Consider the following 21,904-nt stretch of genomic DNA (forward strand, 5'->3'; position numbering starts at 1 on the left):
GGGTCGTCCGTGAGTTCGATCGACGGCGCCGACCCGGAGGAACTCATCTTGCCGGGCCCCTCGAGGCTCGGGAGGAACCGCCCGAGCAGGGCGCCCGGCTTGTCGACCGGCAGGGCCTCCTTCGCGGCGACGTCGCGACAGACCCGAACGTGGGGATCCTGATCCACGGCGATGGGGACGAGCGTCGGCTGCCGGCCGCCGACGAGTTGCGGAAACAGGAGGTGGGTCGCCTGCACGGCGGGGTAGAACTGCAGACCCACGGTGTCCTGCTCGCCGTAGACGGCCTCGACCGTCGCCGGCGTGAGGTGCTTCGCGAGACGGACCGCGATCGGATAGATCACGTCCGCGTCGGCGGTGTCGACGACGATCCGCGTCCGGTCGGGATCGAAGCCGACGGCGAGGATATCGCGCAGATTCTCGCGGGCGTGCTCGCCGATCGATTCGAACGACTGGTCCTTGGCGAGGAACTTCTCGTCGTCGGAGAGCGGGATGTACACCGTCGCGCCGGTCTCCCTCTGAAAGCGCTTCGCGAGGTACAGCGGGAGGACGTGGCCCAGATGCATCGGTCCCGAGGGCCCGCGACCGGTGACGATCGCGTGCGGATCGCCGGCCGCGGCGGCCTCGAGATAGTCGTCGACGTCCCGGCCCGCGTAGAACGTCCACCGCCGGAGCAGCGGATGGTCGGGGAAGCGTTCGATCTGCTCGTCGGTGAGCGGATCCGCGCCGAAGCGTTCGAGCAGTTTCTCGTAGTCGATCTTGCCGTCGACGGCGTAGGGCGTGACGGTGAACCCGTCGGTGGCCGTGCTCTCCTCAGCGGGGGATGCAGCGTTCGTCTCGCTGTCGGTGCTGTTCGGCGTGTCGGATGGTTCTGGCATTAGGTCTGGAAGTGTGACTGCAGCGGCTGGAACTCGATTCGAGTCGAAAAACGAGCGGAGGGAGCGTCCGTCGCCGCGGCCGCCGGGTTAGGCCGCGTCGCCCGCAGCGACGGGACTGTCCGCTCTCGAGGGGGCTCGCCAGCGCCACTGCCACTCGAGAGCGGACGCCATTACCGACCCGTAGCCTGTCGACGAATCTAACAGTTTCGGTTCTCCGGATCGGAAGCGACAGTCGTCTCTCGAGGCCCTCATCGCGCTTCTCATCGACTATGGATACCAATAGAGGGGCCTATCGTGTCGCCCCGATACGCATCCCGCTACGTTTGCATGTTGTTGTTTTAGTATAAATTTTCCGATAAGAATATCAGCACTCCGCGAGAGGGTCCGCGTATGACCGACCGGACGACCGATATCGAACGGCGGCGACTGCTGGGGTACGTCGGCGCGACGGGCGTCACCGCGCTGGCGGGATGCCTGTTCGGCGAGGAAACGACGGACGACGAGGGGAACGGTGACGAGAACGCCACCGATTCGGACGACCCCAATTCCGAAGAGACGGAGTCAGAGGAGTCGACCGACGACGGGTCGACGACCGTTCGACTGCTCCACGATACGCACTTGCACGGATCGATGGGGAGTCCCGACGAGGCGCTCAACGTCGCGAACTACTTCGGGCTGATGTGCGATCTCGCCGCCGACGCGCCCGACGGGAACGCGCTCGTCGTCGGGAACGGCGACGACCTGCATACGTCCGTCGAGTCGTCGGTCTTCGACGGCGGACACATGGTTTCGCTGTTCAACGCGGGACCGCTCGAGTACGACACGTACGGCAACCACGAGTTCGACAACGGTCCGGAGAGCCTCCGGGAGAACGTCGCCGACAGCGAGTTTACGTGGGTGAGCGCGAACGTTCGCGACGAGCGGACCGACGATGTCTTCGCCGCCGAAGAGGGCGCCCGGCGGTACGCCATCGAGGAGATCGACGGCGTCAAATTCGGAATTACCGGGCTCGCGCCGGCGGACACCCCCGACGTCAGTTCCGTCGGCGACCACGTCGAGGTGCTCGACCCGGAAACTGCGGTCGAGGCGGTCGTCAGTGAACTCCGCGATGAGGGCGCAGACGCGATCGTGTTGCTGTCGCACCTCGCCAGTCCCGTCGCTCAGGAGGTTGTCGCGTCCGTCGACGGGATCGACGTCGCCGTCGGCGACCACGCCGCGATGGTCTACGACGAACCCGAGACGGTCGACGGGGCCGTCGTTTCGGTCGTCGGAGACGAGTTCGACTACGTCGGCCAGCTGGATCTCGAGGTCGGGAACGACGGACTCGTCGATCACTCGTTCGAACGCTACGACCTCGCGGAGCAGGTCGAAAGCGGCGAGGTCACGCCCCACGAGGAGGTCCAGTCGCTGCTCGAGGAGTACGAGGCCGCCCTCGAGGCCGAACTCGACGTCGTCATCGGTGAGACGACCGAACCGCTTGACGTGCGGACCGAAACGGTCCGCAGCGCGGAATCGAACTTCGGCAACTGGCTGACCGACGTCATGCGCGCGGACCTCGAGGCCGACGTCGCCCTCCAGAACGGCGGCGGCATCCGAAGCGACGAGCTGTACCCGGTCGGCGGAATCACCAGACGGACGGTCGTCGACATCCTCCCGTTCCCGAATCGGACGGTGAAACTCGAGGTCACGGGGGCGACGCTTCGCGAGGCGATCGAACTCGGCGTGAGTACGGTCACGGAGGGCCACGGCCGCTTCCCGCAGGTCAGCGGGATGGCCTACGCCTACGATCCGGACGCGCCCGCCGGCGAGCGCGTCGAAGAGATCACGGTCGGCGACGAACCCCTCGAGGCCGACGCGACGTACGAACTCGCGACGAACGACTTCGTCGCGGGCGGGGGCGACGGCTACGAGATGTTCGCGGACGGCGACGTGCTCGTCCCCGCCGACGAGGGGACGCTGCTCTCGGCGCTCGCGATCGAGGCCATCCAGGAGGCCGAGGTCATCGGACCCGAAACGGAGGGGCGGATCGAGGTCGTCTGAGTCCGGGTTCGTCTGCGTTCGGAGACAGCAGCCCGGCCCTCAGTCCCGCGACGGGTCCGGTTCCGGACTCGTGACGAACTCGAGTAACTCGTCTTCGGTGACGTCCATCCCCTGTCGCGAGAAGAATCCGGCGACGTTCCGGCAGTCCCGCTCTAAGAACTCCCGGCTGTTGGGGTGGTGGACCGTGACGGCCTGGCCGAGGTCGATGAAGACGAGCTGACCCTCGTCCTGATCGAAGACGACATTGTACTCGCTGAGGTCGCCGTGGATCAACCCCGCCGAGTAGAGGCGACGCATGTACTCGCGCATGACCTCGTAGGCGGTTCGGGGGTTCTCGATGTGGACCTCGCCGAGGCGTTTCGCGCGGCCGTCGTCGGTGCCGATGTACTCCATGACCAACACGTTGCGCTCGGTGGCGATCGGTTCGGGCACGCGGACGCCGGCCGCCTTCGCCCGCTCTAAGTTCGCCAGTTCCTTCTTCGTCCAGGCGAGGACGACATCCTTCTTCTTGCCGCCCAGCCCCTCGAATCGGGGGTCGCCCTCGAGGTAGTCGCGCATCTGTCGGAAGTTCGAGGCGTTGATCCGGTAGATCTTGACCGCGACCTCGCGGTCGTCGCCCAGCGCGTGGTAGACGTTGGCCTCCTTGCCCGTCGACAGCGGCCCGCCGAAGGCCTCGACGTAGCCGTCCTGGACGAGTTTGTACAGCGCAGCGAGGGTCGCGTCGTCGAACACCGACTGCTCGACCTTGAACTGGTCGGCGTCCTTGATGCGCTCCTCGAACTGCTCGAACTTCCGATCGCGCTTGCGAGCGATCCGGTCGGCCTCGGTGTCCGAGACGTCGATCTCTTCCCACTCGTCGCCCGGCGTCTCGACCTCCTCGAGGTCGACCAGCCCGTATTCCGTTCCCTCTCCCATCTACTCGGTCGTAGGCGCTCCGACGGGTAAAGTACTGGGTCTGGTCGCCGACCCGTTCCGATCGCCGCGACGGGGCAACGGCGAACGGGGAACGGCGATCTATTTATATCCGCTATCGAAAAAACGCGTGCGACCTGCTCATGGCACTGGACTTCACACCGAAGACCTACGACGAAATCCCCGAGGACAAGCGGCCGTCCCTGGGGGAAGCGCTCGTCCCGATCGCGGGAATGATCCTGTTCCTCTCGGTCGGGATGATCTACCTCGAGATGGATCCGCAGATGCCGCTGTTGTGGGGGATCGCGTTCGCGGGACTGTTCGGCCGGTACTACTTCGGTTACGCCTGGAGCGACCTCTACGACGGGATCGGTCGCAGTATTCTGACCGGTCTCCAAGCCATCCTCATCCTGTTCGTTATCTACATGGTCATCTCGGCGTGGATCGATTCCGGGACGATCCCGACGCTCATGTACTACGGGCTGGAGTTCCTCTCGCCGACGATCTTCCTCCCCTTTACCGTCGTCCTCTCGGCGGTCGTCGCCTTCGCGATCGGTTCCTCGTGGACGACGGCCGGGACGCTCGGCGTCGCGATGATCGGGATCGGCTCCGGGCTCGGAATTCCGGAGGCGATGACGGCCGGCGCCGTCCTGTCGGGCGCCTACACCGGCGACAAGAACTCGCCGCTCTCGGACACCACGAACCTCGCCGCCGCGGTGACGAACACGGAACTGATGGACCACATCCGAGCGATGCGCCCCGGCACCGCGATTTCGTTCGCGATCTCGCTGCTCCTGTTCGTCGTGCTGGGCCTGAGCGCGAGCGGGACGATCCCCGTCGATCGGATCGCCGAGATCCAGGGCGGCCTCGAGAGCAGTTACGCGATTTCGCCGCTGACGTTCGTCCCGCTGGTCATCACGTTCGCGCTCGCGTTCTACGGCTTCCCCGCGCTACCGTCGCTCGGCGCCGGGATCTTCGCCGGCGTCGCGGTCAGCACCACGGTGCAGGGCGTCGGCTTCGCCGCCGCCTGGGAGACCGTCCACTTCGGGACCAGCCCCGAAACGGGCGTCGACCTCACGGACGAACTGCTCGCGAGCGGCGGCCTCGAGGGCTCCGTGTGGGTCGTTTCGATCGTCGTTGCCGCGCTGGCGCTGGGCGGTATCCTGCAGGAAACCGGCGTGCTGGCGGCGATCGCCTACCACATCGGCCGGGCCGTTAGCAGCGTCGCGGGCCTGACGGCCGGTACGGCCGCGGGCACGATCGCGATGAACTTCCTCGCCGCGGAACAGTACATGGCGATCGTCGTCCCCGGGATGACGCTGCAGAACCTGTACGACGAGTACGACCTCGAGAGTCGGAACCTCTCGCGGGCGGTCGAAGCGTCCGGGACGACGACGTCGGCGTTCGTGCCCTGGGGATCCGGCGGGGTCTTCATGGCCTCGGCGCTCGGCGTGCCGGTGATCGAGTACGCTCCGTACTACTTCTTCGGCATCCTCTCGCCGCTGATTCTGGTCCTGATGGGTGTCACCGGCTGGCGGATCTTCTACAAGGACGACCCCGAACGGGAATCGCCGGCGGAAGCCGACGCGCCGACGCCCTCCGTCGAATAGCGTCGTCGTCGGATCGCGGCTTTCCTTCTCGAAGCCGGATCGCTTGGTGGTACTGACGGCGATCCGAACCGCGGTCGGTACTGACAACGACACGATGTGTGATCGAGCGCACCCACGCGCGGACTTTTTCTCGGCGGCGGCCGTACCGTCGGTCATGGCCGAACTGCACGCGAAACGCGTACCGACGGAACGGGGACGATGACGAGCCACGTCGTGACCCTCGAGTGGACCGACGGCTCGACGCAGACGATCGCGGTCGACGAGAACGAATCGGTCCTCGACGCGGCCCAGCGGGCCGGCGCCCGACTGCCCTACGACTGCCGGAAGGGGACCTGTATCACCTGCGTCGGTCGATTGCTCGCCCTCGAGGGCGAGGAGAACGAGTCGGCCGAAGGCGGGACGGAACGGCCGCCCCACGCCGCGGACGCGTTCACGTATCGGCGGGCGCCGGCGGCGCTGACCGACGAGGAGCAGGCGGACGGCTACGTCCTGCTCTGTATCGCGCACCCGCAGTCGGATTGTCGAATCAAAGTCGGACCGCGAGTGCGCGCCGAAGTCGGCGACAGTCCCTGGGCGTAACCCTCGGTCTCGTCGCGCCCTCCGTTTCTCTCCCCCTGACCAGATTTATCTCCGTGCTCGTGGTCGGACGGTATATGAGTGATGTTAACGCACCCAGCGACGTCGAACCGGACCACGAGCACGACCACCACGAGGGCCCTGGCTACGCGACGCCCCAGGCCGCCATCGAGGAGGGCGAGCGAGAGGAACTGGCCTACGTGATGAGCCTCTACGTCGGCACGGACGTCGACGCGCCGGACTTCGTCGCGGTCGTCGACCTCGATCCTGACTCCGAGACCTACTGCGAGATCGTCGACCGCATCGAACTGCCCAACCGCGGCGACGAACTCCACCACTTCGGCTGGAACGCCTGCTCGTCGTCGTGTCACATGGAGGGCCTCGAGCGCCGCCACCTGATCGTCCCCGGCCAGCGCTCCTCGCGAATCCACGTGATCGACGCGAAGGATCGGCGCAATCCCGAACTCGAGACGGTGATCGAACCCGAGGAGGTCTTCGAATACGACCTCTCGGCGCCCCACACGGTCCACTGTATCCCGGACGGCGAGATCCTGATCAGCATGCTCGGCGACGCCGACGGCGAGTTACCGGGCGGCTTCCTCGAGCTGAACGACGACTTCGAGATCGAGGGCCGGTGGGAGCCACCGGGCGAGGTCGAGATGAACTACGACTACTGGTACCAGCCCCGCCAGAACGTGATGGTCTCGAGCGAGTGGGCCGCGCCGAAGACGTACTACCCGGGCTTTGACCTCGAGGACGTCGAGGCGGGCAACTACGGCCAGCGCCTCCACTTCTGGGACTGGGAGGCCGGCACCGTCGAGCAGACCATCGACCTCGGCGAAGAGGGGCTGATCCCGCTCGAGGTGCGCTTCCTCCACACGCCCGAATCGACCCACGGCTTCGTCGGGGCCGCGCTGTCGTCGAATATTTTCCACTTCTGGCGCGACGGCGAGTCCGGCGAGTACCGCGCCGAGAAGGTGATCGACTTCGAGAGCCGGGAGCACGACGACTGGGACATGCCCGTCCCCGCGCTGCCGACGGACATCCTGATCTCGATGGACGACCGCTACCTGTTCGGCTCGAACTGGCTCCACGGGGACGTCTGGATGTACGACATCTCGGACCCGTCGAACCCGCGACGGGCCGACTCGCTGTCGGTCGGGGGCACCTTCGGCGAGGTGCAGGAAGTCCAGGGCCGCGAACTGTCCGCGGGCCCCCAGATGATCCAGCTCTCGCTTGACGGCGAGCGCCTCTACTGGACCACCTCGCTGTTCTCCTCGTGGGACGAGCAGTTCTACCCCGAGGAGGGCGAGCGCGGCTCGGTGATGCTGAAGGCCGACGTCGACCCCCGGAAGGGAACGATGGAACTCGACGAGGACTTCCTCGTCGACTGGGGCGAGTGCCCAGAGGGTCCAGCCCGCGCCCACGAGATCCGCTGGCCCGACGGCGACTGCACGAGCGACGTCTGGCAGTGACCGGATGGTGAGCCAGCGCCACGACGTCACCCTCGAGTGGCCCGACGCCGACCGCGAGACGCGGACCATCGCGGTCGGCGAGGACGAGACGGTCCTCGAGGCCGCCGAGCGCGCCGACATCGCCCTCCCGTTCGGTTGTCGCACCGGCGCCTGCGGGACCTGTACTGGGCGGCTGCTCGAAGTCGACGGAGCGGAGCCGGCGGCCGGCGACGACGAACGCGGTACGGTTGAAATCGACGGCGCGTTCTCGTACCGTCGCTCGCCTCGAGCGCTGAAAGACCGACACCGTACCGCGGGCTACGTCCTGCTGTGTATCGCCTCGCCGCGAGCAGACTGTCGGATCGCCGTCGGCGCGAGCGTCCACACCGAACTGGTGGACAACCCGTGGAAGTGACCGATTCGGACGAACCGGTCGCGTCTCGAGCGGAGATCCCGCATTCGAGCGGCAGTCAGTAACGTTAACGGGCGCGAGCGGCAACCCTCGAGCAATGTCTGTCGCCGACGAGGACGTGGAGAACCCGTACCTCCGGGATCCGCCGATCGACTTCACGCCGGTCGAGGAGCTCTCGGAGGACGAGGCCCGCGAGCAGGTCGAACTGCTCCGGGAGGCCGTCCGCGAACACGACCGCCGGTACTACGTCGAGAGCGAACCGCTGATCGCCGACCGGACCTACGACGCGCTGTTCGCCCGCCTGCGGGACCTCGAGGACGCCTTCGGGCTCGAACACCCCGACAGCCCGACGCGCAGCGTCGGCGGCGAGCCCATCGAGGAGTTCGACACGGTCGAGCACGTCGCGCCGATGCTCTCGATCGACCAGAGCGGCGAGGAGGAAGACGTCCGCGAGTTCGCCGATCGCGTGCGCCGCGAAGTGGGTGACGTCCAGTACGTCTGCGAACCCAAGTTCGACGGCGTCTCGATGGAGTTCGTCTACGAGGACGGCCGCCTCGAGCGCGCGGCGACCCGCGGGGACGGCCGCGAGGGCGACGACGTGACGCGCAACGCGCGCACGATCGGCTCCGTTCCCCAGAAGCTCCACGGCGACTACCCCGAGTTCCTCGCCGTGCGAGGCGAGGTCTACATGCCCAAAGACGCCTTCCAGGCGCACAACCGCGAGCGAATCGAGCGCGGCGAGGAGCCCTTCGCCAACCCGCGCAACGCCACCGCGGGGACGATCCGCCAGCTCGATCCCGCCGTCGTCGCCGACCGTCCCCTCGAGGTGTTCTTCTTCGACGTGCTCGAGGCCAGCGACCTCGAGGACTCCCACAGCGCCGAACTCGAGCGCTTTCCCGACTGGGGGTTACGGGTCACCGAGCACGTCGAATTCGCGGACGACATCGACGAGGCGATCGACTACCGCGACCGGATGCTCGAGGCCCGCGACGACCTGAACTACGAGATCGACGGCACTGTGATCAAGGTCGACGACCGAGACGCCCGCGAGGAGTTGGGCCGCACGGCGCGTCACGACCGCTATGCCTTCGCCTACAAGTTCCCCGCCCGCGCCGAGGTGACGCCCATCGTCGACGTGGCGGTGCAGGTGGGTCGCACCGGTCGGCTGACGCCGGTCGCCCTCCTGGAACCGGTGGACGTCGGCGGCGTGACGGTCTCGCGGGCGAGCCTGCACAACCCCGAGGAGATCGCCGAGAAGAACGTCGGGATCGGCGACACGGTCCGCGTCCAGCGGGCCGGCGACGTCATCCCCTACGTCGAGGAGGTCGTCGAGAAGGGCAGCGAGGGCCATTACGAACTGCCCGACCACTGTCCCGTCTGCGACAGCGCCGTCGAGCGCGACGGTCCGATGGCCTTCTGTACCGGCGGCCTCGCCTGCGACGCCCAACTCCGGCGCTCGATCGAGTACTACGCCGGCGACGACGGGCTCGACCTCGAGGGGCTCGGCGAAAAGAGCGTCCGCCAACTGGTCGACGCCGGCCTCCTCGAGTCCGTCGCGGACCTCTACGAACTCGACCGCGAGGACCTCACCGACCTCGAGGGCTGGGGCGAGACGAGCGCTGAGAACGTCCTCGCCGAGATCGAGGCCAGCCGCGAGCCCCCGCTCGCCGACTTCCTCTCGGCGCTGGGCATCCCCCACGTCGGGCCGACGACGGCCCGCGAACTCGCCCGCGAGTTCGGCACGTTCGACGCGTTCCGCGAGACCGCCGAAGCCGAGCCCGAACGCCTCGAGGACGTGCCGGACGTCGGCCAGACCGTCGCCGAACAGCTCCACGAGTTCTTCACCAGCGAGGCCAACGCCGAGGCCGTCGACGACCTGCTTGAGCACGCCTCGCCCCAGGAGTCGGACCTCGAGAGCGGCGGCGACGAACTCGAGGGGCTGACGTTCGTCTTCACGGGCTCGCTCGAGGGGGTCACCCGCGGCGAGGCCCAGGAGGCCGTCGAGGCCCACGGCGCCAACGCGACGGGCAGCGTCTCGGGGAACACGGACTACCTCGTCGTCGGCGAGAACCCGGGACAGACCAAACGCGACGACGCCGAAGCGAACGACGTCCCGATCGTCGACGAGGACGAGTTCCGCGAACTGCTGGCGGAGTACGGGATCGCCCTCGAGTGATCGCTCGCTGATTCTGGCGGCGACATGTGGCGGTCTCAGCCACGCCGGCTGAGGACCACGACGATAGCGATCGCGGCGGCGACGACGCCGATGACCGTGGGAACGAGTTGTCCGCCGCCCCACTCCCAGCCGAGGAACTGGGTGCCGACGATCGCGACGAGTACGGCGGCCAGTCCGATCGCGGTGCCGATCGAGGACGAGGTCCGGCCGATGGAGCGCGCCATGTGATAATATTGGACACCCAACAAGTAAAACGGCAAGGCCGCGCCGTCGTTTTACGACCTCGTCTCTAGGTCCCTTGTACTGTTGCTGTCAGGCCGTCTCGAGCAACTGTCGCCGTCATCGACGGTCGCCCCGGTCACGCTCACGCCTCGGCGGGCAACCGCGCCGCGATCTCCGCGACCGCCCCGAGGCCCTGCACCTCGCCCTCCCGTTCGGGCAGCGTGACGACCTCGAGGTCGGGAAACGTCTCCCGGACCTCTTCGACTCGCTCCAGATGCCGTCGGTGGCGCGACTGACACCGCGAGCAGTCGTCCTCCGGATCCTCGAAGACCCGGTTCACGACGAGGCGGTCGACCCGGACATCGGCCTCCCGGAGCGTCCCTACCAGCCGTTCGGACTCGGCGATGGCCATCCCCTCCGGAAGGAGGACGACCCGGAACTCCGTGCGCTCGGGATCGGTCAGCAGGTCGCGAGCGCGCTCGAGGCGGGCGCGAAACGCCTCGAGGCTCTCCTCCTCGTCCTCCTTGCTGCTTCCCATCATCGACATCGGGCCGAGGACGGCCGTCCGGGCGGCGTTGCCGATCCGCTTGGCCTGCCCGCGCAGCGACTGGGCCGTCTCGAGGGCCAGCCCCATCACCTCGGGCATGTCGAACAGTCGGAGGGTGTGGCCGGTCGGCGCGGTGTCGAAGACGACCACGTCCCAGTCGCCCTCGTCGACGTATTCGACGAGCAGATCGAGGGCCGCAATTTCGTCGCTGCCGGCCGGCGCGCCCGAGGCGAACAGCCGTCGGACTTCCTCGTCGTCCAGTCGAATGCCGGCGCTACGGAGGTCCTTCGCGAGCGCTCGCGCCAGTTTCTCGTACCGTTCCTTCTGGGTGTCGGGATCGATCTCGACGGCCCAGAGACTGCCGTCACCGTCGCCAATGCCCTCGAGTTCGCGGGGTTCGGCCCCGAGATCGACCTCGAGGGAGTCCGACAGCGAGTGGGCCGGATCGGTCGAGACGACCAGCGTCTCCCGGCCGGAATCGGCCAGTCCGAGGGCGGTCGCCGCCGCGCAGGTCGTCTTGCCGACGCCGCCCTTGCCGCCGTAGAAGATGCAGTCGGTCACGGTCTCGCGTACGATCGATAGACACCTAAATCGATTGCCACGATCGCCGGAGTGTCATCGCTGGCGATCGGATGCAGGTCGATCGAGTATCGAGTCGGGGTGAGGACTCGAGCGCGAAATGCGAGTGAAAAGAACGAACGCGCTGCGAACGCCGTCAGTCTACAGGTCGACGCGGTCGAACCGCCAGAGCGCGACCGCGAGCGGGACGACGATCCACAGCAACAGGATGATAAAGGAGAACCAGTCCTCGAGGAAGAACGGCATGCCGTCCGGGAAGTAGTAGTCCGGGTACGTGGTGCCCTCGACGGTGGAACTGATGATCGAGAGCGCGTTCGCGAAGGCGTTACCCGGGTCGAGCGAGTCGATGAACAGCGCCCAGTCGGGCACTCGTTGGGCGGTTATCTGTTCGGTCGTTCCGTCGGCCATCTCGAAGGTCCGCGTGTATTCGACGCCGTCGATCGTCCCCCGGGACATCAGGATCTGAAGCCCGGTGAGAAGCAGGTTCCAGACGGCGTAGAACAGCAGGAAGACGCCGAAGACCGCGGCGCCGGCGATCGTCGTCGACTTGGTCATCGAGGAGAGCGAGACGGCGATACTGGTGTAGGCGAGGCCGTAGAGGATCGCCATCGCGAGCAGTCCGGCGTACTCGACCACGTCGAAGCTCCCGAGGATCGCGGCGACGACGACGGCCGCGAGGACGAACCCGACGATCAGCGACAGCGACAGCACGGCCGCTCGGCCGAGCAGTTTGCCCAGCAGCACGTCCTTTCGCGAGTGGGGCAGCGAGAGCAACACCTTGATGCTCCCGGACTCCCGCTCGCCGGCGATGGCCTTCCAGCCCAGCACCAGCGCGATCAGCGGAATGACGACCCGCGTCATCTGGCTGACCAGCGAGACGAGCGCCCCCGTCGTTTCCGCCTGCGTCGGCGAGACTTCGGCACCGAAGTACGAGAGCCCGCCGGTGACGCCGACCAGCAACAGGAAGAAGAAGACGCTCAGTCCCCAGAACAGCCACGAGCGGACCGCGTCCTGAAAGTCCTTCTTCGCGACGGCGCGGACGCTCTCGAGGTTCACGGAACTCGAGGCCGATCCCGACCCCGACCCCGATGATCCGGCTGCGGTTTCGGTGCTCATCGCGCGTGCACCTCCGTGCCGGTCGTGTACGACTGGAAGACGTCCTCGAGGGAGGCCTCGCGGGTCGTGAAGTCCTTGACCTCGATGCCCCGATCCTCGAGTTCGCCGAGGACGGCCGTCTTGGAGCCCTGGACCTGGACGACGAGGACGGGCGGATTCCGGCCCTCGACGGTGGCGTCGGAGACGTCCGGCAGCGAGCGAACGACCTGGAGCGTGTCGTCGTCGAGGCGGTCGACGGTGACCCGCAGCGTCGTCCCGCCGCCGACGGAGTCGCGCAGTCCCTCGACGGTGTCGACGGCGACCATCTCGCCGTCGCGGAGGATGCCGACGCGGTCACAGACCGCCTCGACCTGTTCCATGATGTGACTCGAGAAGAAGACGGTCGCGCCGCGTTCGTTCTCCTCGCGGACGATTTCGCGCATCTCGCGGGCGCCGTTGGGGTCGAGCCCCGTCGACGGCTCGTCGAGAATGAGGAGGTCCGGCTGGCCGACGAGGGCCATCGCCAGCATGAGTCGCTGGGACATCCCCTTCGAGAAGCCGCCGGCCTTCTTGTCGATGGCGTCGACGAGGCCGACCCGCTCGAGGAGGGCTTCGGGGTCGTCGTCGGATCCCTTCGAGTCGATGGCGAACTCGAGGTGCTGGCGGGCCGTCAGGCGGTCGTAGGTCTCGACGCCCTCCGGGAGGACGCCGGTCCGCGAGCGGATCTCGCGGCTGTTGGCCTGGGCGTCCAGCCCCAGGACTTCGACCCGTCCGGCGGTCGGCCGGATGAAGTCGAGGATGACGTTGATCGTCGTCGACTTGCCGGCGCCGTTCGGACCGAGAAAGCCGAATACCTCTCCCTCTTGGACCTGAAACGACAGATCCTCGAGCGCGAGGGTCTGACCGTAGGACTTGGTCAGGTTATCGACTGTAATAGCTGGCATAGCTGTGTGGTCTCACCCGTGTCCGATAAGAGTTGTTACTCTCCCGCGATAATATTCGTCCCCTCGGGGAGGAAAAATGGGCTAAATCGGGTCGTCGGGTCCGTACTGCTCGGCGGTACGTTCGGCCTCCGTGGCGTATCGGTCCCGGGTCTCCTCGTCGTCGACCGGCTCGAGTTCGTCCTCGGGGACGTCGACCGCCGCGGTGACTTCGGCGCCGGTTTGCAGCGATTGGCCCGATCGCTCCCGCTGTTGATACCGCGATCCGTCGGGCGTCGCGTAGACGAGCGTCACGATGTTCCGGCTGTCGAAGTCGCGCTCGACGAGCCAGCACTGCACCGTCGACTCACTCATACCCACCCCTTCGGCGTCGACGACCGAGAATGTACCGCGTCTCTCGTCGGGCGACGCCGGGCGGACGGTCTCACGCAGTGGCGGACTTCGCGAGGTACTTGCCCCTCGAGGTGAGATTTCGTACTACTCCATGCAGGAGACCTGGAGCGACCACGTCGACCAGTTGCTGGACGAGCGCGAGCGCGAACAGCACCGCGTCGACCTCGAGCGGGCGACGGTCGTCGTCACGAACCGTCGCGTGCTGGCCTTTACGCCCGACGAGGACGGACCGAACTACCGATCCGCGGATCGGCCGAACGTCACGCGGGTCTCCGTCGAAACCGACAGCGCGCCGGGACGGCTCCTCTGGGCGTCCCTCTTCCTGTTCCTCGGGCTCGGCCTCCTACTGATCAGCACGACGGTCGACCTCGCCGGCTTCGCCGACGGCTACGCCGGCACAACCGGCGATCCGACTGGTATCGTCGACGCCGCTCTCGAGGCGCTCGCGACGATTTTGACGGTGTTCGATCTCTCGATCCTCATCGGCGGCGGCCTCCTGCTCGCGCTCGCCGTCCTGTTCTTCGCCGGCTACGTCCGGTCGCGGTGGCGGCGACTCGTCCTCCGGGTCAGCGGTGACGACGACATCCTGCTCCCGGTCACCGACGCCGACCTCGAGGCCGGACGGGCGGTCACCCTCGAGGAGGCGATCCTCCCGAATACGTCGCCCGCGGACGGCGACGCCGGTGGCGACTCCGCGACCGACGAGCCGTCGACTGCCGACCAATCGAGTGACGCCCCATCAACCAACGAGCCGTCGACTGCCGGGGTCGATGAGTCAGGCTGAAAGCCGCTGACGACCTAGGCCCGCCGATGAACGCCGACGGGGTCCGCGAACGAGCGAAGTCGCTGCCGCGCGAGCCCGGCGTCTACCAGTTCCGGGCCGAGGGAACCACCCTCTACGTCGGGAAGGCCGTCGATCTCCGGAGTCGCGTCCGCTCCTACGCCGATCCGCGGACGGCGCGGATCCGCCGGATGGTCGACCGCGCCGACGAGATCGAGATCGCCGTCACCGACACCGAGACGCAGGCGCTGTTGCTCGAGGCGAACCTAATCAAGCGCCACCAGCCCCGCTACAACGTCCGGCTGAAGGACGACAAGTCCTACCCGATGGTACAGTTGACCGACCACGAGGCCCCGCGGATCGAGATCACCCGTGATCCCGACGGCGAGGCGCAGGGCGCCTCGAGTGCAAGCGGTGGAGCCGCGAGCGGGCCGACGGTCTTCGGTCCGTTCACCGACAAGGGCCAGGTCGAGACCGTCGTGAAGGCCCTGCGGGAGACCTATGGCGTCCGCGGCTGTTCGGACCATAAGTACAGCGGCCGCGAGCGCCCCTGTCTGGACTACGAGATGGGGCTCTGTACCGCACCTTGCACCCGCGAGATCGACCTCGAGAGCTACGCGCAGGACGTGACCGCCGTCGAGCGCTTCTTCGAGGGCGAGACGGGGATCCTCGCGGACCCGCTGCGCCGGGAGATGGAGGCCGCCGCGGCGGACCAGAACTTCGAGCGCGCCGCCAATCTCCGGGACCGCCTCGAGACCGTCGAGGCGTTCCACGGCGAGGGCGGCGAGGCGGTCCAGTCGGTCGGCGACGAGCGCGCGGTCGACGTCCTCGGGGTCGCTATCGAGGGCGAAGACGCGACCGTCGCCCGCCTGCGCGCCGAGCGCGGGAAACTGGTCGACCGGGATCGACACACCCTCGAGGCGCCCGCGGCCGAGGGCGCCGGAGACGAGGAGGGCGGCGTCCCCGCGGTGCTGGCCGCCTTCATCGTCCAGTACTACGCCGAGCGCGACCTGCCCGACGCCCTCCTCTTGCCCGAACGCCACGGCGACGGCGAGGTCGCGGCGTGGCTCGAGGCCGAGGGCGTCTCGGTGCGCGTCCCCGGTGCCGGTCGGGAGGCCAAACTGGTCGACCTCGCGCTGAAGAACGCCCGCCGGAACGTCGGCGGCCGCGACGAGTGCGGGATGCTCGCCGACGCCCTCGAGATCGACGCGGCCCGGCGGATCGAGGGGTTCGACGTGAGCCACGCCCAGGGGAAGTCTGCGGTCGGCAGCGACGTGACGTTCGTCGACGGCAGCGCCGAGAAAGCGGACTACCGCCGGAAGAAGCTCACCGATCAGAACGACGACTACGACAACATGCGGACCCTCCTCGAGTGGCGCGCCAGCCGCGCCGTCGAGGGGCGAGACGATCGCCCCGACCCCGATCTGCTTCTGATCGACGGCGGCGAAGGCCAACTCGAGGCGGCCCGCGACGCGCTGGCCGATGTCGGCTGGGACGTGCCTGCGATCGCGCTGGCGAAGGCCGAGGAGCGGGTGGTCACACCCCGCCGGACGTTCTCGTGGCCGAGCGACGCGCCCCACCTCCACCTCCTCCAGCGGGTGCGCGACGAGGCCCACCGCTTCGCGGTGCAGTACCACCAGACCGTCCGCGACGAGGTTAAGACCGTCCTGGACGACGTCCCCGGCGTCGGTCCCGAGACCAGAAAGCGACTCCTCGGCCGGTTCGGCAGTGTCGAGAACGTCCGCGAGGCGAGTGTCGACGATCTCGAGAGCGTCGAGGGGATCGGCGAGAAGACGGCCGAGACGATCAAATCGCGGCTCTGACGCGCTCGCTTCCGGAACTTGTACCGATGGCTGACACTCTCTGCCGTTGATTACTTACCGGAACTATGAAGAAGTAATTTATCCTGTATCGTTGGAAGCACTGCTATGAAAACCGAGCTTCGCCGCCGATCCCTGCTCGCCGTTTCCGGTGCGGTCGCGGTCGCCGGCTGTCTCGACGCGGGCGACTCGAGCGAGGCGAACGGCGAGACGCAGGCCGAACCGACCGACGGAACGACTGACGACGACGAGACGAATGGATCAGAGGCGAACGCTACCGCGGAAACGGTTCACGAGGATTACGAAACGACCGAGGTCCGGATCGTTTCTGCCGACGGGGACGAACTCGGTGCGGTGACGGCGGCGATCGCCGACACGCAGGACCTCCAGAGTCTCGGACTCAGCGACACCGAGGAACTGCCGTCGGACCGCGGCATGCTGTTCGTCTTCGAGTCGGTCGAGGAGCACAGCTTCGTCATGCGAGAGATGGACTTCGGCATCGATATCGTCTTCGCCGACGCGGACGGGACGATCACCGACATTCACCACGCGCCGGCGCCCGAACCGGGCGAGGACGGCGAGGAAGAACACCATCAGTATCCCGGCCGGGGACAGTACGTCCTCGAGGTCAACTACGAGTGGACGGCCGACCACGACGTCAGCGAGGGAGACGTCCTCGAGTTCGACCTCGAGGAATGACCGAAATCCCGGCGTCGCCGTGTGACCGTTGCGAAAGCAAGGACAGGGCTATCCCCCGTACCGGTCCTATGATACGGCATGTCAAACGACGACGAACTCGACGACCTGCTCGACGAACTCGACAGCCAAGGCGACCTCGAGACGTCACAGCAGGTGCTGTCGATCCGGACGGAGAGCCGTCGGTACGACAAGCCGGTGACGATCGTCGAGGGCTTCGACCTCGAGTCGGACGAGATCAAATCGATCGCGTCGGACCTCAAGAGTTCGATGGGGACCGGCGGGACCGTCGACGACGGCCGGATCGAACTGCAGGGCGACCACCGGGATCGCGTGCCCGACTTGCTTCGCGACCGAGGATTCGACGTCCGCGAGTGAGCCGTCCCGAGCGGTCGAACTGACGCTTTTCGCGTCGACCCGGGGCCGCAAACCGGCCCCGCGTCGAAGTCGCTTTATGTCCGTCCTAGCAAGTACGAGTATGAGGATTCGTCCGGCGGCGGACGACGATTTTCGGGACATCCGAGCGATCGCTCGGAAAACCTGGCACGATACCTACGACGAACTCGACGAAGACCTGATCGACCAAACCGTCGACGACTGGTACACCGACGACTCGATGCCCCTCGAGGCGCCGGGGACGGTCGTCCTCGTCGTGGAGAGCACGGAGCAACGCTCCGCGGACGGGAGTCGGGCGAAGCCCGACGACGATGACGGCGAAATCGTCGGCTTCACCCACGCGGTCGTCCAGGGCGACACGGCCGATATCCTCCGGATGTACGTCGATCCCGACCGGCAGGCGGCGGGCGTCGGCACCGACCTCCACGAGCGGCTGGTCGAACAACTCCGGGTCTACGACGTCGAGCGGATCCGCGCCTTCGACTTCGCCTTCAACGACACTAGCCGGCGGTTCTACAAAGGGCTGGGTTTCGAGCGGACCGACGTCGGCGAAGTCGAGATCGCCGGCGAGTGCTACGACGAGGCGGTCTACACGCTCGAGCTCTAGAGCGGACGGTGCGGAAACGGGTCGAGAAGGACGGAGCGTGTCTTCTCCGTTCGATCGACCGGGAACCTCCCGAGAACGCCGCAAAACCACTCCCGAGCAGAGAGACGGCTAATCAGTATTACTGCAACAGCGGATTCACCGGCGACGTCTCCGCTGGCGTCTCCTCGTCGAAGAAGCCCTCGACGCCCTCGAGTTCGAAGACGAAGTCGGCGCCGAACGCGCCGGCGGGGGTCTGGAACCCGGCGTCGGCGTCGCCCGCGAGCACCCGCTCGGCGACCGTCACCGCGCCGTCGACGGTGACGACGTACGGATCGGGCGTCACGAGTCGGGAGACGACGCGCTCGCCCTCTGCGCCGCCTTCGCCTTCGGTGCGCGCTTCGCCCCAGACGTACGCGGATCCGCGGTCGCGAGCCCGCTCGGAGGGACCCTCGCGGACGCCGGCCAACTGCTTCAGCGTCCAGCGTACCGGTTTCGACTCGAACACCGGCGAGAGGTAGCGATGCAGCCGCAGCGCGGTGCGAGCGGGCTGGGGCATCACCGCGTACATCTCGACGTTCGGGATCCCGGTCGTGTAGTGGGCCGTCGAAACGTCGCCCATCGGCATCGTCACCGCCGGTCGCTCCCCGCGGCCGAAGTCGATTTCGCGGGTCTTCCACCCCGTCGGCGCGCTCTCGAGGTCGCCGTCCCGACGGACGGCGTTCTCGGTGTCGGCGCCCTCGATGACCGTCCGGAGCGTGCCGATCGACGGCACGCGGAACGAGTCGACGCCCAGCGAGAGGTGGGTCGCCTCGGGCAGGCGATCGGCGAGGTGGGCGGCCAGACAGTCCATCGGGATCGTCGAGAGAGCGGCGGCCGGAAGCAGGGTGATGCCGGCCTCGGTCGCCGCCGCGTCGCGGTCGTGGATCGACTCGATGACGGGAATCTCTCCGGTGATGTCGACGTAGTCCGTCTCGCTGCGGAGACAACCCTCGACGAGCGGTTCTGCGGTGTTCGAGAACGGCCCCGCGCAGTTCAGCACGCAGTCGACGTCCTCGAGGGCCGTCGCGACGGTCACGGGGTCCTCGAGCGAGAACCGGCGCCCCGGCTGCTCGAGGTCGGCGACCTGCTCGCGGAGCCGTTCCCGGTCGCGGCCGGCCAGGATCGGATCCAGTCCGCGGTCGATCGCCTTCTCGGCGATTAGACCGCCGACGAACCCGTACGAGCCGTAGATCAGGAGGGTCGACATACCCCGAACGAGGTCGCGTCGGCGGTTAAGCGGCGGGCCGGCATTGCTATGCAGCGAACGGCGACGGCGAGAATCAGTCTCTCGAGGGGCCGATACGGCTCACTCGAGGCGTTCTAACACCGCGTCCTTCTCGTAGGACAGCGACAGCGACCGCGAGCGCCCGCGGCCGTCGACCTCGGCGTAGTCGGCGTCGATCAGCCCCAACTGGTCGAGTTTGTTGACGATCTCCGAGTAGCGCGTGTAGCCCAGCTCGGTCTCCTCGTGGAACGCCTCGTAGACGTCGCCGGCCTGCTCGCCGTCGTGGTGGGCGATCACCTCGAGCAGCGTCCGTTCGGTGTCGGTCAGCCCCGAGAGGCTCCGCGAGAGGTTAATGTACTTTGACTTCTCGAAGGCCTGCTCGACGTCCTGGCGCTCGACAGTGCGGCTGGCGCGCATCTCGGCGTTCAGCCCGGCCCGGCGCAGCAGGTCGATCCCGACACGCAGGTCGCCGCTGTCGGCGGTGAGGTCGGCGACGTACTCCAAGGTGTCCCGACCGATGACGCCGTCGTTGAAGCCGCGTTTGACGCGCTCGTCGAGGATGTCAGCGATCTCGGGCTGGTCGTAGACGGGGAAGTAGACGTCCTCGGGGCGGAAGACGCTCTGGACCCGCGAGTCGAGTTCGTCGATGACGTCCAGGGCGGGGTCGGAGGAGACGACGACGACCCCGATCTTCGCGCCGGGATACTCCTCGTGGGCCCGCAGGAGCGAGTAGAGCGTGTCCGAGGCCTCGTTCTCGTAGAAGAGGTAGTTGATGTCGTCTAAGGCGACGACGAGCACCTTGTCCTCTTCGACGAGTTTCTCGGCGATCTGGCCGAACAGCTTCTTGAACGAGATCCCCGAGGACGGCGGTTCGTAGTCGAAGGTCCCCTCGAAGAGCCGCGAGAACACCGAGTACCGGGTCGCGTTGACCTGACAGTTGACGCGGATGGTGCGGACGTCGCTGGTCTGGGCGCCCACCTCGTCGAACAGCTTCTGGATGGCCGTCGTCTTGCCGGTGCCCGGCGGTCCGCGGACCATGACGTTCAGCGGCCGGGAGCCGCGCACCGCCGGCCGAAGCGCGTACGTCAGGCTCTGGGTCTGGCCTTCGCGGTGCTTGAACGTCTCGGGAACGTAGTCGATCTCGAAAACGTGCTCGTCCCGGAACACGGATTCGTCCCACGACAACATCCCCTCCTCGGGGTCGTCTGCCATCACTTTCACCCTGCTCCCGCAGCGTCTTAAGGATTCGGGCGGCCGATCCTGCGGTCGCAAGGAATCGATCGATATGTGTGACCACACCACAATAATTAATATTGATTAGAGTGACTCTCAGGCGAGGATACCGATATGACTCCACCGGACCCACCGGCGACGATTCCCGACTTCCTACTCGATCAGTTCACTGATCACTCGCCGGAGACGCTGCGAGACATCGGCGAGTACGCCCGCAAGGAGACCTATGTCGCACCCGAGGCGGCGCCCAATTCCATCGTCGAAGCCTTCGCGCTCCAGGACGAGGACACGCTCGAGGCGATCGCCCGGTACGTCGACGAACTCGCCGATTTCCTCGAGGAGCGCGACGCCGACTCCCTCGAGGCGATCACCGGCGACGACGCAGGCGACGAATCGGGATCGTGGGGCCACCAGCGACTTCTGGACTGGCACAGTTGACCGGGCGGCCGGCGGCGTCTCCGGCGCGACCGTCTCGGTCGCACGGCCCGCTTACACGAAGCACAGGAGAAAGCCCACGACTTTAGTCGTGGGATGAATCCGTCACTACTGAAGGCACCGTCTAGTTAGCGCGGTTTGAGAAGTGAGCAGGTCGTAGAGTTGGTTTGGAATGATGCTCGCAGACCTGCTCAGCGAGAGCTACGCGGCGGAATTTGATGAATGTTGGGAGCGTGAGCGGACGGCGACGCCTGTCAGGGCGTTCGCCGTCCGGCTCCACGCAACCGGTTGTTCGCTTCGAGAGATACAAGCAATTCTTCGCTCACTCGGCGTTGAACGGTCTCACCAAGCAATCTGGCACTGGGTACATCGGCTGGCTGACAGCGTACCAGACCCGCCGACGGCGAAGCCGTCGCGGGTCGCGGTTGACGAAACCGCTGTCAGGATTAACGGCGACCAATCTTGGATATACGCTGCAATAGACCTCGACACGAAACTCATTCTCGATGTCGCGCTCTTTGGACGGCGAGGCACCGATCCAGCTGCTGCGTTTCTGCATGGACTTACCGAGAAACACGATCTCTCTGAGGCTGAGTTCCTCGTCGATGGTGCTGGCTATCTGACTGCCCTCTCTCGATTAGGATTGAGCGGTCACCTCGACTATGTCGATCGAAACCACATCGAAAAGTGGTTTCACACCCTCAAAATGCGGGTTGACCGCTTCCATAACTCATGGGTCGGCAGTCGAGCAAGCGTCAAAGAGTGGCTTGAACAGTTCGTACACTATTACAATATACAGCGACCGCACCAGTCACTCAACGGAGAGACGCCAGCGGAGGTGCTAAACTAGACAGTGCCCTA

22 protein-coding genes are annotated in these 21,904 nt (G+C 66.7%); 13 read left to right on the top strand and 9 right to left on the bottom strand.

The window, feature by feature from the left end:
* Positions 1-875 (bottom strand): nucleotidyl transferase family protein (locus C477_RS05285; RefSeq protein WP_008893419.1); only part of this gene is annotated, 875 nt, incomplete at its 3' end.
* A 390-nt stretch (positions 876-1,265) separates the two neighbouring features.
* Here C477_RS05285 and C477_RS05290 point away from each other — a divergent pair.
* The gene (locus C477_RS05290) at positions 1,266-2,915 is read left to right on the top strand and encodes a bifunctional metallophosphatase/5'-nucleotidase (protein ID WP_008893420.1); all 1,650 of its coding nucleotides are present in this window, start codon (positions 1,266-1,268) and stop codon (positions 2,913-2,915) included.
* Positions 2,916-2,954: 39 nt separating this feature from the next.
* Here C477_RS05290 and rio1 read toward each other — a convergent pair whose 3' ends face one another.
* Positions 2,955-3,830 carry a serine/threonine-protein kinase Rio1 gene (gene rio1, locus C477_RS05295; protein WP_008893421.1) on the bottom strand — a complete coding sequence of 292 codons (876 nt, stop codon included), beginning with the start codon at positions 3,828-3,830 and terminating at the stop codon, positions 2,955-2,957.
* 140 nt (positions 3,831-3,970) lie between these two features.
* Here rio1 and arcD point away from each other — a divergent pair, with 140 nt between their 5' ends.
* The 5 genes from arcD (at position 3,971) to ligA (ending at position 10,055) form a co-directional block, all read left to right on the top strand.
* Positions 3,971-5,437 (top strand): arginine/ornithine antiporter ArcD, encoded by a 1,467-nt coding sequence (gene arcD / locus C477_RS05300; RefSeq protein ID WP_008893422.1) that lies wholly within the window; start codon positions 3,971-3,973, stop codon positions 5,435-5,437.
* A 198-nt stretch (positions 5,438-5,635) separates the two neighbouring features.
* Positions 5,636-6,016, top strand: coding sequence for a 2Fe-2S iron-sulfur cluster-binding protein (locus C477_RS05305; RefSeq protein ID WP_008893423.1), 381 nt, complete (start codon positions 5,636-5,638; stop codon positions 6,014-6,016).
* Positions 6,017-6,090: 74 nt separating this feature from the next.
* The gene (locus C477_RS05310; RefSeq protein WP_008893424.1) at positions 6,091-7,488 is read left to right on the top strand and encodes a selenium-binding protein SBP56-related protein; all 1,398 of its coding nucleotides are present in this window, start codon (positions 6,091-6,093) and stop codon (positions 7,486-7,488) included.
* A gap of 4 nt (positions 7,489-7,492) precedes the next feature.
* Positions 7,493-7,882, top strand: coding sequence for a 2Fe-2S iron-sulfur cluster-binding protein (locus C477_RS05315; RefSeq protein ID WP_008893425.1), 390 nt, complete (start codon positions 7,493-7,495; stop codon positions 7,880-7,882).
* 94 nt (positions 7,883-7,976) lie between these two features.
* On the top strand, positions 7,977-10,055 hold the full coding sequence (gene ligA / locus C477_RS05320) for an NAD-dependent DNA ligase LigA (RefSeq protein WP_008893426.1): 2,079 nt from the start codon (positions 7,977-7,979) through the stop codon (positions 10,053-10,055).
* A 35-nt stretch (positions 10,056-10,090) separates the two neighbouring features.
* Here the strand turns inward: ligA and C477_RS05325 are convergent, their stop codons facing one another.
* From C477_RS05325 to C477_RS05345, 5 genes are all read right to left on the bottom strand, one after another.
* Complete coding sequence (locus tag C477_RS05325; RefSeq protein WP_008893427.1) at positions 10,091-10,279, bottom strand: hypothetical protein; 189 nt, start codon at positions 10,277-10,279, stop codon at positions 10,091-10,093.
* 140 nt (positions 10,280-10,419) lie between these two features.
* Positions 10,420-11,385 carry an ArsA family ATPase gene (locus tag C477_RS05330; protein WP_008893428.1) on the bottom strand — a complete coding sequence of 322 codons (966 nt, stop codon included), beginning with the start codon at positions 11,383-11,385 and terminating at the stop codon, positions 10,420-10,422.
* A 159-nt stretch (positions 11,386-11,544) separates the two neighbouring features.
* Entirely contained in the window at positions 11,545-12,519 is a 975-nt protein-coding gene (locus C477_RS05335) for an ABC transporter permease (protein WP_008893429.1), read from the bottom strand.
* Positions 12,516-13,442: an ABC transporter ATP-binding protein gene (locus C477_RS05340; RefSeq protein ID WP_008893430.1), complete on the bottom strand. Its 927-nt coding sequence runs from the start codon at positions 13,440-13,442 to the stop codon at positions 12,516-12,518. The genes C477_RS05335 and C477_RS05340 overlap by 4 nt, the downstream gene beginning before the upstream one ends.
* An 81-nt stretch (positions 13,443-13,523) precedes the next feature.
* Positions 13,524-13,793: a hypothetical protein gene (locus tag C477_RS05345; protein ID WP_008893431.1), complete on the bottom strand. Its 270-nt coding sequence runs from the start codon at positions 13,791-13,793 to the stop codon at positions 13,524-13,526.
* Positions 13,794-13,923: 130 nt separating this feature from the next.
* Between C477_RS05345 and C477_RS05350 the strand changes: the two genes are divergently transcribed.
* The 5 genes from C477_RS05350 to C477_RS05370 all read left to right on the top strand — a co-directional run bounded on the left by C477_RS05350 (position 13,924) and on the right by C477_RS05370 (position 18,132).
* Complete coding sequence (locus C477_RS05350) at positions 13,924-14,616, top strand: hypothetical protein (protein ID WP_008893432.1); 693 nt, start codon at positions 13,924-13,926, stop codon at positions 14,614-14,616.
* Between the two features lie 26 nt (positions 14,617-14,642).
* Positions 14,643-16,436 carry an excinuclease ABC subunit C gene (locus tag C477_RS05355; RefSeq protein ID WP_008893433.1) on the top strand — a complete coding sequence of 598 codons (1,794 nt, stop codon included), beginning with the start codon at positions 14,643-14,645 and terminating at the stop codon, positions 16,434-16,436.
* Positions 16,437-16,541: 105 nt separating this feature from the next.
* The gene (locus C477_RS05360; protein WP_008893434.1) at positions 16,542-17,132 is read left to right on the top strand and encodes a DUF192 domain-containing protein; all 591 of its coding nucleotides are present in this window, start codon (positions 16,542-16,544) and stop codon (positions 17,130-17,132) included.
* Between the two features lie 78 nt (positions 17,133-17,210).
* Positions 17,211-17,507, top strand: a complete 297-nt coding sequence (locus C477_RS05365) for an SUI1 family translation initiation factor (protein WP_008893435.1) — start codon at positions 17,211-17,213, stop codon at positions 17,505-17,507.
* 100 nt (positions 17,508-17,607) lie between these two features.
* Positions 17,608-18,132: a GNAT family N-acetyltransferase gene (locus C477_RS05370; RefSeq protein WP_008893436.1), complete on the top strand. Its 525-nt coding sequence runs from the start codon at positions 17,608-17,610 to the stop codon at positions 18,130-18,132.
* A gap of 118 nt (positions 18,133-18,250) precedes the next feature.
* Here the strand turns inward: C477_RS05370 and C477_RS05375 are convergent, their stop codons facing one another.
* On the bottom strand, positions 18,251-19,357 hold the full coding sequence (locus tag C477_RS05375; protein ID WP_008893437.1) for a saccharopine dehydrogenase family protein: 1,107 nt from the start codon (positions 19,355-19,357) through the stop codon (positions 18,251-18,253).
* A gap of 99 nt (positions 19,358-19,456) precedes the next feature.
* Positions 19,457-20,587, bottom strand: a complete 1,131-nt coding sequence (locus tag C477_RS05380) for an ORC1-type DNA replication protein (protein ID WP_008893438.1) — start codon at positions 20,585-20,587, stop codon at positions 19,457-19,459.
* Positions 20,588-20,722: 135 nt separating this feature from the next.
* Here C477_RS05380 and C477_RS05385 point away from each other — a divergent pair, with 135 nt between their 5' ends.
* Both C477_RS05385 and C477_RS05390 read left to right on the top strand, forming a co-directional pair.
* Positions 20,723-21,046 (top strand): hypothetical protein, encoded by a 324-nt coding sequence (locus tag C477_RS05385; RefSeq protein ID WP_008893439.1) that lies wholly within the window; start codon positions 20,723-20,725, stop codon positions 21,044-21,046.
* A gap of 169 nt (positions 21,047-21,215) precedes the next feature.
* Positions 21,216-21,893 (top strand): IS6 family transposase, encoded by a 678-nt coding sequence (locus tag C477_RS05390; RefSeq protein ID WP_008893440.1) that lies wholly within the window; start codon positions 21,216-21,218, stop codon positions 21,891-21,893.
* The last annotated feature ends 11 nt before the right edge of the window (positions 21,894-21,904 follow it).

The organism is Haloterrigena salina JCM 13891 (genome assembly GCF_000337495.1).
Taxonomy (GTDB): Archaea; Halobacteriota; Halobacteria; order Halobacteriales; family Natrialbaceae; genus Haloterrigena; species Haloterrigena salina.

Bases quoted from the DNA above. Each gene is read 5' to 3' on its own strand.
- C477_RS05385 (WP_008893439.1), top strand. From the start codon at position 20,723: ATGACTCCACCGGACCCACCGGCGACGATTCCCGACTTCCTACTCGAT.
- C477_RS05375 (WP_008893437.1), bottom strand. From the start codon at position 19,357: ATGTCGACCCTCCTGATCTACGGCTCGTACGGGTTCGTCGGCGGTCTA.
- C477_RS05290 (WP_008893420.1), top strand. From the start codon at position 1,266: ATGACCGACCGGACGACCGATATCGAACGGCGGCGACTGCTGGGGTAC.
- ligA (WP_008893426.1), top strand. From the start codon at position 7,977: ATGTCTGTCGCCGACGAGGACGTGGAGAACCCGTACCTCCGGGATCCG.
- C477_RS05355 (WP_008893433.1), top strand. From the start codon at position 14,643: ATGAACGCCGACGGGGTCCGCGAACGAGCGAAGTCGCTGCCGCGCGAG.
- C477_RS05335 (WP_008893429.1), bottom strand. From the start codon at position 12,519: ATGAGCACCGAAACCGCAGCCGGATCATCGGGGTCGGGGTCGGGATCG.
- C477_RS05370 (WP_008893436.1), top strand. From the start codon at position 17,608: ATGAGGATTCGTCCGGCGGCGGACGACGATTTTCGGGACATCCGAGCG.
- C477_RS05325 (WP_008893427.1), bottom strand. From the start codon at position 10,279: ATGGCGCGCTCCATCGGCCGGACCTCGTCCTCGATCGGCACCGCGATC.
- C477_RS05340 (WP_008893430.1), bottom strand. From the start codon at position 13,442: ATGCCAGCTATTACAGTCGATAACCTGACCAAGTCCTACGGTCAGACC.
- C477_RS05360 (WP_008893434.1), top strand. From the start codon at position 16,542: ATGAAAACCGAGCTTCGCCGCCGATCCCTGCTCGCCGTTTCCGGTGCG.
- C477_RS05365 (WP_008893435.1), top strand. From the start codon at position 17,211: ATGTCAAACGACGACGAACTCGACGACCTGCTCGACGAACTCGACAGC.
- arcD (WP_008893422.1), top strand. From the start codon at position 3,971: ATGGCACTGGACTTCACACCGAAGACCTACGACGAAATCCCCGAGGAC.
- C477_RS05305 (WP_008893423.1), top strand. From the start codon at position 5,636: ATGACGAGCCACGTCGTGACCCTCGAGTGGACCGACGGCTCGACGCAG.
- C477_RS05390 (WP_008893440.1), top strand. From the start codon at position 21,216: ATGATGCTCGCAGACCTGCTCAGCGAGAGCTACGCGGCGGAATTTGAT.
- C477_RS05350 (WP_008893432.1), top strand. From the start codon at position 13,924: ATGCAGGAGACCTGGAGCGACCACGTCGACCAGTTGCTGGACGAGCGC.
- C477_RS05345 (WP_008893431.1), bottom strand. From the start codon at position 13,793: ATGAGTGAGTCGACGGTGCAGTGCTGGCTCGTCGAGCGCGACTTCGAC.
- rio1 (WP_008893421.1), bottom strand. From the start codon at position 3,830: ATGGGAGAGGGAACGGAATACGGGCTGGTCGACCTCGAGGAGGTCGAG.
- C477_RS05315 (WP_008893425.1), top strand. From the start codon at position 7,493: ATGGTGAGCCAGCGCCACGACGTCACCCTCGAGTGGCCCGACGCCGAC.
- C477_RS05380 (WP_008893438.1), bottom strand. From the start codon at position 20,587: ATGGCAGACGACCCCGAGGAGGGGATGTTGTCGTGGGACGAATCCGTG.
- C477_RS05310 (WP_008893424.1), top strand. From the start codon at position 6,091: ATGAGTGATGTTAACGCACCCAGCGACGTCGAACCGGACCACGAGCAC.